This is a genomic window from Flavipsychrobacter stenotrophus (assembly GCF_002954265.1).
Classification (GTDB): domain Bacteria; phylum Bacteroidota; class Bacteroidia; order Chitinophagales; family Chitinophagaceae; genus Flavipsychrobacter; species Flavipsychrobacter stenotrophus.
Genome location: NZ_PPSL01000004.1, coordinates 177,937 through 192,490 on the forward strand (window position 1 = coordinate 177,937; position 14,554 = coordinate 192,490).

Annotated in this window: 16 protein-coding genes, 1 other RNA gene and 1 riboswitch; of the genes, 10 read left to right on the forward strand and 7 right to left on the reverse strand. The window is 43.3% G+C overall.

Going from position 1 to position 14,554, the window contains the following annotated elements:
• Window positions 1-142 precede the first annotated feature (142 nt).
• Together rnpB and CJD36_RS15195 are read left to right on the forward strand one after the other, a co-directional pair.
• An RNA gene (gene rnpB / locus CJD36_RS15190) (RNase P RNA component class A) lies at window positions 143-516 on the forward strand.
• A 134-nt stretch (window positions 517-650) separates the two neighbouring features.
• Entirely contained in the window at window positions 651-887 is a 237-nt protein-coding gene (locus tag CJD36_RS15195) for a PID-CTERM protein-sorting domain-containing protein (protein WP_133162659.1), read from the forward strand.
• A gap of 245 nt (window positions 888-1,132) precedes the next feature.
• Here the strand turns inward: CJD36_RS15195 and CJD36_RS15200 are convergent, their stop codons facing one another.
• Both CJD36_RS15200 and CJD36_RS15205 read right to left on the reverse strand, forming a co-directional pair.
• Window positions 1,133-2,029, reverse strand: a complete 897-nt coding sequence (locus tag CJD36_RS15200; RefSeq protein WP_105040051.1) for an OmpA family protein — start codon at window positions 2,027-2,029, stop codon at window positions 1,133-1,135.
• Between the two features lie 134 nt (window positions 2,030-2,163).
• Window positions 2,164-2,613, reverse strand: coding sequence for a hypothetical protein (locus CJD36_RS15205; protein ID WP_105040052.1), 450 nt, complete (start codon window positions 2,611-2,613; stop codon window positions 2,164-2,166).
• 117 nt (window positions 2,614-2,730) lie between these two features.
• Here CJD36_RS15205 and CJD36_RS15210 point away from each other — a divergent pair, with 117 nt between their 5' ends.
• The 6 genes from CJD36_RS15210 to CJD36_RS15235 all read left to right on the forward strand — a co-directional run bounded on the left by CJD36_RS15210 (window position 2,731) and on the right by CJD36_RS15235 (window position 7,400).
• The gene (locus CJD36_RS15210) at window positions 2,731-3,516 is read left to right on the forward strand and encodes a queuosine precursor transporter (RefSeq protein ID WP_105040053.1); all 786 of its coding nucleotides are present in this window, start codon (window positions 2,731-2,733) and stop codon (window positions 3,514-3,516) included.
• Window positions 3,517-3,607: 91 nt separating this feature from the next.
• Complete coding sequence (locus CJD36_RS15215; protein ID WP_105040054.1) at window positions 3,608-4,606, forward strand: cation diffusion facilitator family transporter; 999 nt, start codon at window positions 3,608-3,610, stop codon at window positions 4,604-4,606.
• 40 nt (window positions 4,607-4,646) lie between these two features.
• Window positions 4,647-4,973, forward strand: a complete 327-nt coding sequence (locus CJD36_RS15220; protein WP_105040055.1) for an ArsR/SmtB family transcription factor — start codon at window positions 4,647-4,649, stop codon at window positions 4,971-4,973.
• A 75-nt stretch (window positions 4,974-5,048) separates the two neighbouring features.
• Window positions 5,049-5,522, forward strand: a complete 474-nt coding sequence (locus CJD36_RS15225; protein ID WP_105040056.1) for a DUF6428 family protein — start codon at window positions 5,049-5,051, stop codon at window positions 5,520-5,522.
• A gap of 25 nt (window positions 5,523-5,547) precedes the next feature.
• Window positions 5,548-6,630: an ACR3 family arsenite efflux transporter gene (arsB, locus tag CJD36_RS15230; protein WP_105040057.1), complete on the forward strand. Its 1,083-nt coding sequence runs from the start codon at window positions 5,548-5,550 to the stop codon at window positions 6,628-6,630.
• Entirely contained in the window at window positions 6,627-7,400 is a 774-nt protein-coding gene (locus CJD36_RS15235) for a metallophosphoesterase family protein (protein WP_105040058.1), read from the forward strand. The genes arsB and CJD36_RS15235 overlap by 4 nt, the downstream gene beginning before the upstream one ends.
• Here the strand turns inward: CJD36_RS15235 and CJD36_RS15240 are convergent.
• Window positions 7,397-7,726 carry a DMT family transporter gene (locus CJD36_RS15240; RefSeq protein ID WP_105040059.1) on the reverse strand — a complete coding sequence of 110 codons (330 nt, stop codon included), beginning with the start codon at window positions 7,724-7,726 and terminating at the stop codon, window positions 7,397-7,399. The two genes, CJD36_RS15235 and CJD36_RS15240, sit on opposite strands and share 4 nt — an antisense overlap.
• Window positions 7,727-7,777: 51 nt before the next feature.
• Window positions 7,778-7,842, forward strand: a riboswitch (Fluoride riboswitch).
• Window positions 7,843-7,887: 45 nt separating this feature from the next.
• Between CJD36_RS15240 and CJD36_RS15245 the strand changes: the two genes are divergently transcribed.
• Both CJD36_RS15245 and serA read left to right on the forward strand, forming a co-directional pair.
• The gene (locus tag CJD36_RS15245) at window positions 7,888-9,141 is read left to right on the forward strand and encodes a voltage-gated chloride channel family protein (protein ID WP_105040060.1); all 1,254 of its coding nucleotides are present in this window, start codon (window positions 7,888-7,890) and stop codon (window positions 9,139-9,141) included.
• Between the two features lie 96 nt (window positions 9,142-9,237).
• Entirely contained in the window at window positions 9,238-10,464 is a 1,227-nt protein-coding gene (gene serA / locus CJD36_RS15250) for a phosphoglycerate dehydrogenase (RefSeq protein ID WP_105040061.1), read from the forward strand.
• 358 nt (window positions 10,465-10,822) lie between these two features.
• Here serA and CJD36_RS15260 read toward each other — a convergent pair whose 3' ends face one another.
• From CJD36_RS15260 to atpD, 4 genes are all read right to left on the reverse strand, one after another.
• A complete protein-coding gene (locus CJD36_RS15260; protein WP_105040063.1) occupies window positions 10,823-11,182 on the reverse strand; it encodes a hypothetical protein in 360 nt (119 codons plus the stop codon).
• Window positions 11,183-11,391: 209 nt separating this feature from the next.
• Entirely contained in the window at window positions 11,392-12,087 is a 696-nt protein-coding gene (locus tag CJD36_RS15265) for an autotransporter domain-containing protein (RefSeq protein WP_105040064.1), read from the reverse strand.
• 352 nt (window positions 12,088-12,439) lie between these two features.
• On the reverse strand, window positions 12,440-12,694 hold the full coding sequence (gene atpC / locus CJD36_RS15270; protein ID WP_105040065.1) for an ATP synthase F1 subunit epsilon: 255 nt from the start codon (window positions 12,692-12,694) through the stop codon (window positions 12,440-12,442).
• Between the two features lie 136 nt (window positions 12,695-12,830).
• Window positions 12,831-14,336: a F0F1 ATP synthase subunit beta gene (gene atpD, locus CJD36_RS15275; protein WP_105040066.1), complete on the reverse strand. Its 1,506-nt coding sequence runs from the start codon at window positions 14,334-14,336 to the stop codon at window positions 12,831-12,833.
• Window positions 14,337-14,554: the final 218 nt, after the last annotated feature.

Here is a 14,554-nt window from a genome sequence, read left to right on the forward strand (position 1 = left end):
TAAAGGCGAATAAAAGTACTACAAAGGTACTCCATTGTTTATCGTTCACCTAAAGCAGAAAAACTATAATTAAAAAATAGATTAATTTAATTTAATTGCATTGAGACTTGTTTATGAAATTAATTTATGTATCTTTGTTTGACTACAAAAGCGGGTTATCGCTTCATTCTTGTAATGGAGAGGAAAGTCCGGACAGTATATAGTAGCGCGCTACCTAACGGGTAGGCAACTCTGTAAAGGGTTGACAGACAGTGCCACAGAGAATAACCGCCATTCTAAAGAGAGGGTGGTAAGGGTGAAAACGTAGTGTAAGAGACTACGATATGCCTTAGTGATAGGGTGTATGGGTAAACCTTGCGTACTGAAATGCCAAATAAGCAGACGTTTGAGGGTCACTTGCCCGATGTTTGTGGGTTGGCAGCTAGAGGTGAAGCGTGAGTTTCATCCCAGATAAATGATAACCATCTTGTTGTAAAAGACAGGATACAGGATCCGGCTTATAGTTTTTGTGGTTTTTTTGTAATATTTGACATAGCATATACCCAACAATTGTGGACGTGGAATTGTGATTTAATTGTTAAACATATTGTTTTTTCGAAAACAATAGCTAAATTTGTAGTACCAATATGAGAAAAATGAAGCAAATCCTTATGAAATCGAAGCTGCTTTTATTACCCATTTTAATGTTTTTTATCTTCACCGTGCTTCCAAATATCGTTTTGGCGCAGTCGGGGTTTGATAATAATACAGGATCGGATACAGGTGGAGTAGATGTGGTTGACGTACCCCTGGATGGTGGTACAGTGATTCTGATAGCCGCGGGTGTATTATTTGGAGTTTACAAATTATACAAGATTGCCCAAGATAGATTGGTTACAACTAACTAATAGTCAATCTTTTAGGTTATTCTTTACAAAGATATTAATGCCAATCAGCAATATTATTTATCGCTGATTGGCATTTTCTATTGCTTGAACTGAAGGTTTTATATTTCATTTGGTTTAGGTCTGTCCGGTTATTGTTTGGACGAACGCAAATATCCACTGCACCCACTCAAATAGTGGTGAGCTTAATTTATTAAATCCGTTGTGTATTGTTTTAATGTTCTATACTGGCTGCATAAAATCAATGCCTAGTTGCTTAGTATTCTTATCTCTACGCGCCTGTTCTTTTCTGCATCTTCCTCCGATCGCTCGTAGGCAACAATTGGGTGTTGCTTGCCAAATCCGGCAAACTGCAAACGTTCCTCATCTATCCCTTTGTTTACAAGGTAGCGCAGTATGGCTTTTGCCCTGTTTACCGACAATAGAAGCTCATTAGTATCTATATCCAGCGCATCGGGTACATCTCCGTGTATACAGCACACGTGACCTTCAATACTGATCTTCAATCTGGGGTTGTCTTTTAGCGTAGCGTATAACTTCTCCAGTGTGTTGAATGATTCCGGTTTTATCATATGGCTCCCAGCCGGGAAATATACATTCTTTAACAAAATTGTTTGACCTTCTTTCAGGGTGTTTAGTTCTTTAATATCACTTGGTTTATTGCTGCCGCTGCCGGCTGTTGTGGTCTCTTTTGGCGGTTTAGATGCAGTTGTGGGGTAGTGGCGGGGTTGTTCTGAAAAGTTAAATTTGTTGTTCACAACAATATCTACTTTCCGGTCTACAGGGTTGCCTTCTTTATCTGTGGTATCCCTTCTTTTTACTTCGCCCTTACCTACGCATACTTTTACATCGGCTGCATTTATTCCGTATTTGATAAGGTAATCCTTCACGTTTTTGGCGCGTTGCATAGACAGGTTCTTGTTGTATTGCTCAGAACCAAGAAAGTCGGCATAACCTACTACCATTACGGTACTTCCGTTAATGATCTTGTCATTGTAAATAAGCAGGTCGATCTTCTTTTCAGTATTCTTGTTGAGTGCCGCTACGTTCAGGTCAAAGTACAGGTGAAAAGTATCTATCATGCGTTGCGCAGATACAGACAATGTAAAGAAAGTAAAGAGTAGGGAAAGCAAAATTCTATACATAACCAACTAAATCAGGTATAAAGTAAGTATATTTTTTTGATATACGGCGTCTGTCATGTAAGTTCATGATCGGGAATTGCCCGAAAATGAAAAGTTTTATGACTTTCTTAGCGGTTTTTCTCACCAGGTCTCGTTTATTTCTTTTTTGCCATCAGGTATCCAGCATATGCTGTTGGTACATACGCAAAGGCATTGGCTATAACAAACCATGTAGGGTGAGATAGTGATGTAGCATTAATAACACCACCCAAAGTAAATACCAACCCGCATATAACGGCCGGTCTCCAGGTTTTATTTGAAATAGCTTCTGTAGTCAATGTTGGATTTTTAATTTTCGTGCTGCCGCTTTCCGCTATAAGGGTCGTCACAATGCCAACTGCCATTGCTGCTAGGGCATAAATGCTTAGCAGCAATAAATAGGCTTGCATAGGCATTTTGGCAAGTGCAAGAATCATCTGAGCTTTGTTGTTAACGTCTGTTCCTTCCGGCAGGGGATACAATGTACCCGAAAAACTCTCGCCTGCCGATATGATCAGAAATCCGGTAATCAGGCCGGTAACAATAGACAAGATCCTTTTTTTCATAACTTATATGTTGCTGTAATAGACATTGCAAATATGGCCATTTTTAAATTAATAGTATAGCGTTCGGTTTAACTGGCTGGTGTTTGTATCTTTATTCACATAAGTATAGCACAGTATATGGTTCATAAATTATTGGGTGACAGGCCTACAAAGTTGTTTGTTATCCTCGCATCTTTCTTTGTTGCTAATGCATTGATAGCAGAGTGTATTGGCGGCAAGCTATTCTCTTTAGAGCGCGTCTTCGGTGTGATGCCACATCCGTTTAGTTTGCTGGGAGAGCCAGGACTTACTTTTACGCTTACTGCGGGTGTGCTGCTGTGGCCGTTTGAGTTCATCATGACTGACATAGTAAACGAATATTTCGGGCCTAAGGCGGTAAGGCGAATATCTTACATTGCTATCGGGCTTATATGCTATGCTTTTCTTATGTTCTATCTGGCGATACATGTGCCCGCTGACCAGGGCTTCTGGACCGGTAGCCAAAAGGATGCCGGTGTACCTGATATGCAGGTAGCTTTTACCAGTGTATTTGGCCAGGGTATGTGGATCATTGTAGGTAGTCTTATGGCGTTTTTGCTGAGCCAATTGGTTGATGTTTATATCTTTCATAAGATCAAAAAGGTGACCGGTGAAAAGAAGGTATGGTTGCGGGCTACGGGGTCAACAGTAGTGTCGCAGCTGGTAGACAGTTTTGTGGTGCTGTTCATTGCATTTAAGATAGGCAAAGGCTGGTCTTATCAGCGTGTATTGTCTATATGCCTTGTCAACTATGCTTATAAGTTTACAATGGCAATTGTGCTTACTCCCCTCATATACATAATAGAGCAAAGTATAGAAAAATACCTGGGTAAAGAAATAACGCATAAGATGAAACAAAGTGCTATGGGTATCATTAATGAATAAGGAATAATGATAAATTTTATATTCGTTTGCTGATTAAAACATGCCCCTTGGTTGGTAAAAAAGCGGGAACTTTGCGCTACAGCTGCCATCAATGAGTTTAGCCACACAGAATCTAAGTTTCCAGAAAAAATTAACCGCCATTACTGTTTTACTGTTTATAGTAAAGGTGGTGGCGTGGGCATTTACACATTCTGTTGCTATACTTACCGATACGCTTGAATACACCATAAATGTTGTAGCTGGTTTTATTAGTCTTTATAGTCTTTATTTATCTGCCCAGCCTAAGGATGAAAACCATCCGTATGGTCATGGTAAAGCGGAGTTTGTGTCTGCTGCAATAGAGGGTATCCTTATGGTGGTATCTTGCTTTGTGATAGTCTATGAAGCGATCAATAATCTCTTTTACCGGCCACATACTTTTCATAAGCTCGACTATGGTATCTACCTGGTGGCACTAACTGCTATTGTGAACTTTATAGCGGGCTATTATGCCATAAGAAAGGGCAAACAAAACAATGCACTCACGCTGATTGCAACAGGTAAGCATATGCAGAGCGATACCTATGGTACGCTCGGTATTGTAGTCGGATTGATCATTTTGTACTTCACTGGTTATGCCTGGATAGATAGCGCCATAAGTATACTTTTTGCCGTATTTATCTTTGTTGCAGGCTATAAGGTATTGCGTAGTTCTATTGCAGGAATAATGGATGAAGCAGATAAAGAGTTGTTGGATAGGGTAGTGAAATATCTTAGTGAGCACCGCCGCCAAAACTGGATGGATATTCATAACCTGCGCATCATTAAGTATGGCAGCATTCTTCATCTGGATTGCCACACTACTATTCCATGGTACTTTAATATTAATGAAGGGCACGAAGAAGTAAAAGCGCTGGAAGATATGATCAGGGAGAACTTTGGTGAGCACGTTGAGATGTTTGTACACACAGATGGTTGCCTGCCAATATCTTGCGCTATATGTATCAAACAAGACTGTAATGTACGCCAGCACGAGTTTATAAGGCGTGTGCAGTGGGACGTGAAGAATGTGTCTAATAATGGCAAGCATACTATTAATACAGAAAATTAATTTGGTGGGTTGATAATTCAATCGTAATATTACAATAGATATGGGGCTTACTAAAACTGAAATTTTTACTGAAGAACAAAACAGGCTGGCAACGATGCTTAAGGCATTGGCGCATCCGGCCCGTATTGCCATTCTGCAGCAGATCATCAAAGCCAATGCCTGCATCTGTGGTCAGCTGGTAGATGAGCTTGGCCTTGCTCAGGCAACCATTTCGCAGCACCTAAAAGAATTGAAAAATGCGGGTATCATACAAGGCACTATAGAAGGTGTTACGGTTTGTTATTGTATAGAGCCCAAGGCGTGGAAGCTGCTGCAAAAAGATCTGTCTATATTCTTCAAGTCATTTGATGTGAAGAATTGTTGTTGATTTTTTTTTAGTCTAAATCAATCGTAAAATTGCAATATTGTAATCATTGAATAGTCATCTAAACTAAATTGAAAAATGAAACTATCTGAAATAAAGTTGCACCTGGAGAATGCTGACGGAGTTAATTTTAAATTGCCCAATGGCACGATGGTTCCGGAGCATTTCCATGTTACAGAAGTGGGTATCATTACCAAAGATTTTATAGATTGCGGCGGTACTGTGCGGCACGAAAAAGTAGCTAACTTCCAGCTGTGGAATGCCAACGATACAGAGCATAGGTTGAAGGCCGGGAAACTGTTAAAGATCATAGCGCTGTCGGAAAAAGTATTGGGCATAGAAGACCTGGAGATCGAAGTGGAGTATCAGTCTGATACCATTGGGAAATATGATTTGGGTTTCGATGGAACAGACTTCTTGCTACTGCCCAAACAGACTGCGTGTCTTGCATCTGACCATTGCGGTATACCGCAGCATAAGCAAAAAATAGAGATGAAAGTGTTGGGTTCATCGGCTGATAGCTGCTGCACACCGGGTGGTGGTTGCTGCTGATTTTTCTATACATAAACTATTATAAATGTCTGCAAATAATTGTGCTCCCGCCGCCAATAGAAAGCGCCTGGGATTTATTGACCGGTACCTTACGCTCTGGATATTTCTGGCAATGATCATTGGTGTGGGGATGGGTTATTTTATCCCTTCCTTGCCTGCCACTATCAATTCTTATTCCAGCGGTACTACCAATATACCACTGGCTGTTGGGCTGATATTAATGATGTATCCGCCATTGGCTAAGGTGCGTTTTGAGAAGATACCTAAGGTGTTTAAGAATGTAAAATTGCTGGCGGTATCGCTCTTTATTACGTGGATAATAGGGCCTTTATTAATGTTCTCTTTAAGTGCATTGTTTCTCAGTCATTACCCCGAGTATATGACCGGGCTCATCATCATAGGTATAGCGCCATGTATAGCCATGGTGATAGTGTGGAACGAGCTTGCAGAGGGTAATAGGGAGTATGTGGCTGGGCTTGTTGGCATTAATAGTTTGCTGCAGGTTTTGTTCTTTAGTGTATATGCCTGGTTCTTGCTGCAGGTGTTGCTACCGCTGCTGGGTATACCGGGTTTGCACATAGATATATCTATTTCGGAGATAGCCAAAACAGTAGGCGTGTACCTGGGTATACCATTTGTAGCAGGTGTCGTAAGCAGGGCGATTCTTGTAAAAGTTAAGGGTGAGGAATGGTTCAATAGCAAGTATATACCGGCAATTTCGCCCATTACTTTGGTGGCACTTTTGTTTACTATAATTGTTATGTTCAGCCTTAAGGGAGACCTTGTTGTGAAGCTGCCTTTTGATGTGTTGCGGATAGCCGTGCCGCTGGCTGTATACTTTGCTGTTATGTTCATAGTGGCGTTTTTTGCAGGTAAGTGGGCCGGTGCAGATTATGCTGAAAATGCTGCGGTTTCATTTACTGCAGCAGGTAATAATTTTGAGTTGGCGATAGCTGTTTCCATAGGTGTTTTCGGTATCAATTCGGGACAGGCATTCGCTGGTGTGATAGGGCCATTGGTAGAGGTGCCTGCCTTGATATCTCTGGTCAATGTAGCCTTCTGGCTCAGAAAAAAATATTATGCTCATCAACTAAAAGAACAATTATGAGAATAGCCCTTTTCAGCGATATTCATGCCAACCTTCCTGCTCTGGAAGCCTTCTTTACGGATGTAGACAGGCACGATGTAGATGCCATTTATTGCCTGGGCGATATGGTTGGCTACAACATATGGCCTAACGAGGTAGTAAACGAAATACGCAGGAGAAAGATACCATCCATTGCCGGCAATTATGACTTCGGTATAGGGCGTGCTATCAACGACTGCGGGTGCGCTTATAAGACCGATGAAGAGAAAGCCAATGGCAATATCTCCATCACCTATACCAATTCGATAATGAACGATGCTGAGCGTAACTATCTGCGTACATTGCCGGCACATATAAAAGTGGAGTTTCAGCTGAATAATGACCAACTGAACCTACTGCTGGTACATGGTTCTCCCCGCAAGATCAATGAGTATTTATTTGAAGACCGTGAAGAGAAGAGTATGCTGCGTATCATGCGCGATGCAGGTGCTGATATCATGTGCTTTGGGCATACCCACAAGCCTTATCATAGAGTGCTTACCGTAGTTAATGGTGATACAACCTCATACCGACATGCGATAAATATTGGGTCGGTAGGGAAGCCGAAGGATGGGGATGCCCGTGGTGGATATGTGCTGCTGACAGTGAATGATGATAGCTCTGTTTTGGTGGAGGATAGCATAGAGGTAGCGTTTATACGATTTGAGTATGATGTGGAACAAGCTGCAAAGGCGGTAGAGGATAGTCCGTTACCTAATGCCTATGCCGAGAGTTTAAGAAAGGGTATTTAGTGGCTGGAGACGAACTTTAATCCGGCGATAGATCCGATCAAAGTGAAGAGGAAGAATATGCGCCAGAAAGTGGCCGGTTCTTTAAAAATGAAGATACCTACCAGCACTGTGCCTACCGCACCTATACCGGTCCATACGGCATATGCGGTGCCGATAGGCAGTGTTAGTGTGGCTTTATAAAGCAGCAACATACTGATGATGAGGCATACAAAGAAACCTGCTCCCCATAGGGTGGCGGTAGTGCCGGTGGTTTCTTTCATCTTGCCCAGGCATGAAGCGAATCCTGTCTCGAATAGTCCGGCGATGATGAGTAATATCCAGTTCATGGTGGCAAAGGTATTTGATTTGGCGTTTTTGAGGTAAAGGCTATCTTTGTATCAACAAAAGGCAATGGTGTCTGCCTACTCAACCGCCCTAAAAAGCTGATGGCGCCTGCAAATAATAGTGCTGCAATAACGTGGTAACTATAAATGTATTATTTGTGGGTATGCAACAATTCAAACAATTTTTCAAAGCTGATCTTATACTCCGGTATCTACTTAAGTGGACCGCGCTGGCTATTCCTGTGACGCTGGTGACCGGTTCGATTGTGGCCTTCTTTCTGTGGCTGCTCGATGGGGTTACACAATACAGGTGGCAGCATATGTGGCTGCTGTATTTGCTGCCGGTGGCAGGTGTGGCCATCCATTTTCTGTATAAGGTTTTGGGCAAAGATGCTGAGCGGGGTAATAATCTGATCATTGACGAGATACACGAACCGGGTGGGGGCGTGCCCCTGCGTATGGTGCCGCTGGTATTGCTCACTACGCTCATCACCCACCTTTTTGGAGGATCTGCAGGACGGGAGGGGACTGCAGTGCAGATAGGGGGGAGTATGGCAGGGGGCATAGGAAAGTTATTAAAGCTGTCTGCTGCTGATACCCACGTAGTGTTGATGATGGGTATAGCTGCGGGCTTTGGTGCTGTGTTTGGTACGCCTGTTGCCGGTGCTGTATTTGCCATAGAAGTACTGGTATTTAGTAAGCTACAATTCGATGCGTTGGTGCCCTGCCTATTAGCCGGGTTTATTGGGGATATTGTATGTACAGCATGGGGCATTCATCATACACATTATCTTGTTTCTTTTCATAGTGGATCGTCTGTTTTTCTTCATGTTAATACTTTGTTGTTGGTAAAGGCAGCGATTGCCGGCGCGCTGTTTGGACTGTGTGCATGGTTGTTCATTTTTCTATCCAATAAGGTAAAATCGTTGTCGCTCAAGTACATACCTGTGCAATGGCTTATTCCTGTGGTTGGTGGCTGCATCATTATCGGGCTTACGTGGTTGGTAGGTTCTACCGACTACCTGGGCCTGGGTGTGACATCTCAGGATCTGCACGGTATCTCTATAGTCAATGCATTTCATGGGCATGGTGTTACGTACTGGAGCTGGCTGTGGAAGCTGGTGTTTACGGTCATTACGCTGAGTATGGGTTTTAAGGGTGGAGAGGTAACGCCGCTGTTCTTTATTGGTGCCGCACTGGGTAATACACTGGCAGTGGCTATGGGCGTGCCCGCAGATATGTTTGCGGCACTTGGTTTTATAGCTGTATTTGCCGGGGCCACTAATACGCCTGTTGCCTGCACGCTCTTGGGCATCGAGTTGTTTGGCGGTGAGTATAGCTTGTATTATGCTGTAGCATGTTTTGCGGCTTTTTATTGCAGTGGTAAGGGTGGGATATATCATGCGCAAAGGAGGTAGAGTTCTTCCATTTTAGGTATCGATTGGGTGAATAAATAGTGTAATAACCTTGTAACTGTCATTTAGTGTTGGGGTTTGTCCTAAATTAGCGGCTATATGGTTACGAGCTATCCTAAAGAGAAATTGAATATACTGCTGCTGGAAAATGTGAGCAATGAGGCGGTGAAGGAGTTGACGGCGGCGGGATACACTAATGTGGTCCATCTTACGGCTGCAATGGGAGAGGAAGAGCTGATCAAAAAGATAAAGAATGTGCATATTTTGGGCATCAGATCTAAAACGCAGGTGACTAAGAATGTACTCAATGCTGCTACCAAGTTGCTGGGAATTGGTTGCTTTTGTATTGGTACCAACCAGGTAGATATACCCCATGCTATGAGCCTGGGTATTGCGGTATTTAATGCACCATATTCCAACACTCGCTCTGTGGCTGAACTGGTGATAGGAGCATCGATAATGCTGATACGTGGAATACCTGATAAAAACAGGTTGATGCATGAGGGTGTGTGGATGAAAGATGCAAGCCATAGTCATGAGTTGCGTGGAAAGACGCTGGGGATAATAGGGTACGGTAATATAGGTAGCCAGGTAAGTGTGCTGGCCGAGGCAATAGGTATGAAGGTGGTGTTTTATGATACCCAGAAAAAACTGCCATTGGGGAATGCGGTGTCGGCAGATAGCCTTAAATGGCTGTTGCAGAATGCAGATATCATTACCCTTCATACTCCCGCAATGAGATCTACGCATAACCTTATCAATAAGGCTACGTTAGCGCAGTGTAAGGCCGGCGCTATTCTTATCAATTATGCGAGGGGTGAAGTGGTAGATATTGCCGCATTGAAAGATAGCCTGGTAAGTGGCAGGCTATCGGGTGCAGCAGTGGATGTGTTTGCGGAAGAACCATCGGGTAGCGGCGATCCGTTTGTCTCATTATTACAACAGATGCCCAATGTATTGCTGACCCCTCACATAGGTGGCAGTACTGAAGAGGCGCAGGTGAATATAGCGATGGATGTGAGTAGCAAGCTGATCAATTTTATAGAGACAGGAGTGACTGCAGGATCTCATACGATACCGGAGCTGAATCCAACTGTACAGGAGCATACGCACAGGATATTGCATATTCACAAAAACGTGCCCGGTGTGCTTTCGGAGATCAATGCAGCGTTGTCTTCTAAGAATATCAACATACTAGGGCAGTATCTTAAAACCAACCAAGAGATTGGGTATGCTATATTGGATATAAGCAGTGATAAGTCGAAGAATGCGGCGGCGTTGCTTAATGGGGTGAAGGAGACTATAAAGGTGAGATTGGTGTATTGATAGCGGAGCGTTATTTACCTTTTTGGGATGGTTTGTCATTCAATTTTTGCCAGCCAATTATTTTATGGAGACCGAAGTGAAATTGGTGGCCGAGGGTTAGGCGTAAACGATTATAATCGCCATAGTTGTCGATCATGCTTGCCATAGTATACTGTATGCCGCCAATGTCCATGTGAACGCCAAATCCGTGGATGATATTCATACCGATTGCGGGAAATGCGCTTAGCGAGAAACCAGTTAAAGGCATAGAGGGTGCAGGGTCTTGTATTGTAGCTGTGAGGGGAGTGTAATAAAAATATTTGCCGGCCAATTCGCGATCATCTGTGTATTCCAGTGATGTATTGACCTGTGTATAGATCTAAAAACGGTTGTTGAGTGAGTGAGTATATCTGAACCATATCCCAAGGTCTATTGTGTTACGGCTGTGCTTTGCGTTCTCTAAAGTGTTGCCATAAGCGGGTGCGGGAGCGATAGGAACCGGTACAAAATACTGAGTGGATGATCCGCCGATCATGAGGCCTACAGTAAAATGGTTTGTAATCTGATACCCACCGGCAGCACTTATCAGCCAGCTTTCAAGATATTGGGTTGGATCATAGGATCCTTTGGTATAGGCTTGTCTGTCGTAATCGCCTTCAAGCTCTACTATCCAAGTGTGCTTTTGAGCAGTTGTTGCAGATAGACAGGCAACCAGTATAAGAGAACTGAGCTTTATCATAGTTTCGACGAGTGTTGTGTAAACGCAAAAATGCCCCGAAGGGCGTTTTTATTATATGTTTGTCAATAATTATTTATTTAAGCATTGCATTAGGATCGTTATGTCTGTGAGCCTCCCCAACCCTCTCCGAGGGAGAGGGAGATCTGATGTCCACGCTGTCGCGTGGGATGCTGGAATATTATTTGCCTGCCGACTTATAAGCATTTATTTTATTTCAGCATTGCATTTGGGTCATTAGGGGTGCTGTTCATTTTCTTCCAGCCAATGATCTTATGCAGACCGAAATGGAATGACTGGCCTATATTGAGGTTGACACCATTTACTGCGTTGCCGCCGCCACCAGTCCTGGTGTAGCTAAGTCCGCCAACATCGGCATGAATACCATAGCCTTTTATAAGGTTTACGCCTACTGCCGGCAGCAGGGTTACGTCTAAACCATCGGGCTGTGTGCCTGAGGTAAAATATGGTTGGTAAACAACGGGGTAGTTATACTGTAGTAGTTCTGACTTTACGCTATAGTCGTGGTGGGTAGCAGACAGTTGCGAGTAGAGATAGAGATGCTTGTTGAGCCAATAAGTATAGCGGCCATATACACCTATATTCCATGTATTGAATGTAGCTTTATAGACGTGGCTGGAAATGCCCGAATAATCGCCTATAAGTTGCTGCTGGCTTCCGTAGCCGCCAAGTATACCTACTGCAAAGTGATTGCTTAGCTGCCTGCCTATTGCAATATTGAGCCCTGCTCCACTTAACGACAGACTTGGGTAGCCACTTGAGTAGGATGGGATGGTTTGATGGTTGACGTTAGCACCGGCATCAACTATCCAGGTATTTTTTTGAGCGTATGAGGTAACTGTGGAAAGTAGCATAACGGATGATGCCAGCAAAATGATTGGTTTCATAAATAAATGGTGTGAGTGTGAGGTGTAAATGTATAAGATGAATTCATTATGAATTGTTAAGGTGGGTGGAATGGTAAGGAAATATTAAAAGTGTTTTTTCGTTTTCCTGCCTGTGGTTGGGGTTGGTATGATGTATGAACCCGTTTCGCATCTTGGGGGTGTCTCAAAGAGAGTCGGTCCGGTGTTCGGGGCAGAGACCCGTTAAATCATGTCGTCAAGAGAGCGCTACGCTAACTCTCGCGACAGGTTGGAGTGTGTGTGTGTGTGTGTGTGTGGGTGTGGGTGTGCAAAAACAAACAACCCGTTCCAACAGAGTTGAAACGGGTTGTAGTAATTGGTGTGCAGGAAAATACTAAGCTAAGGCAGTAGCATCTTCAATGAGTACACTAGTTTTGTTATTGAGTACTTCAACAAAGCCAGCAGATATTTCGTAAACGTCTGTGTTGTGCTTGTCTACCAGTACTTTCATCTTGCCCTTGCCCAATGCAGCTATCATGGCTGCGTGGTTGTCGAGTACTTCAAAAGAACCGTTAGTGCCCGGTAACTGAATACCGTAAACGTTGCCGCTGAATACTTTATGTTCGGGTGTTAATATTTCTAATTGCATGAGTTCAATTTGACAATTTGGCAATTTGACAATTCGACAATTGTTTATCGAAAATCAAGTTTCTTATTCAATCAGGCAATTTTACAATCCGGGCAATATGAACATTGTTACATTGCCGGATCGTCGAATTGTCAAATTAGTTTTTTGCTTGTTCCATCAGTTTCTTACCCTTAGCGATAGCGTCATCGATGCTACCAACCAGGTTGAAGGCTGCTTCAGGATACTCATCAACTTCACCATCCATGATCATATTGAATCCGCGGATAGTTTCTTCGATAGGTACCAGTACACCCTTAAGACCTGTAAAGGCTTCAGCCACGTGGAATGGCTGAGACAAGAAGCGCTGTACTTTACGTGCACGTGCTACTGTCATTTTATCTTCTTCACTCAACTCATCCATACCCAGGATAGCGATGATATCCTGAAGCTCCTTGTAGCGCTGAAGGATCAGCTTAACACGGTTAGCGCAGTTATAATGTACATCACCAACAATGATCGGTGTAAGGATACGTGAAGTTGATTCCAGAGGACTCACCGCAGGATAGATACCCAAATCCGCGATCTTACGATCAAGAACGGTTGTCGCATCCAAGTGAGCGAAAGTAGTAGCCGGAGCCGGATCGGTAAGGTCATCCGCAGGTACATAAACCGCCTGAACCGAAGTGATCGAACCATTCTTAGTAGAAGTGATACGCTCCTGCATCAGACCCATTTCTGTAGCCAAGGTAGGCTGGTAACCCACCGCAGATGGCATACGACCCAGAAGAGCCGATACCTCAGAACCTGCCTGAGTGAAACGGAAGATGTTATCAACGAAGAAAAGGATATCTTTTCCTTTGCCAGTACCATCACCATCACGGAAATATTCTGCAATAGTCAAACCAGACAAGGCCACACGAGCACGAGCTCCGGGTGGTTCGTTCATCTGTCCGAATACGAAAGTTGCTTTACTATCTTTAAGTTCTTCAAGGTCAACTGAAGAAAGATCCCAGCCACCTTCTTCCATAGAATGGATGAATTTTTTACCGTATTTAACGATGCCAGCTTCGATCATTTCACGCATCAGGTCATTACCTTCACGTGTACGCTCACCAACACCTGCAAATACAGACAAACCTGCATAAGCCTTTGCGATGTTGTTAATCAATTCCTGGATCAATACTGTTTTACCCACACCGGCACCACCAAACAAACCGATCTTACCACCCTTAGCATAAGGTTCGATAAGGTCAATTACTTTGATACCTGTGTACAATATTTCAGAAGAGGTAGTCAGATTTTCAAACTTAGGTGGTTTGTTATGGATCGGGCGGCTACCTGCACGGTCAGGCTGAGGGAGACCATCGATAGCATCACCTGTAACATTGAACAGACGGCCATTGATCTGGTCGCCGATAGGCATAGCGATAGCCTTACCGGTATCGCGAACTTCTGTGCCACGCACAAGACCTTCAGTACCATCCATAGCTACTGCACGAACACTGTCCTCACCGAGGTGCTGCTGCACTTCAAGCACCAGCTTATCCCCGTTCTCACGAGTCAGTTCAAGTGCGTTAAAAATCTCGGGTAACTTGCTATCACCACTGAAATAAACGTCCACAACCGGACCGATTATCTGCTTGATTCTACCAACGTTTGGCATAGATTAAAGTATAAAAAAAAGTTAAGTCTGCTAAATTTTGTGCAAAGGTAACGGGAACTCATGAAAAATCAAAAGCGAAAATGCAAAAAGTTTCAATAATTGTCAACAGGATGTAAGGTTTTTTACTCCCCGGGGCGCAATATATCGGATAGATTCCTGCGGAATACTTAAATAAATTTATATTTAATTCGATAAAATCAGTTAACAATTAAGAAACA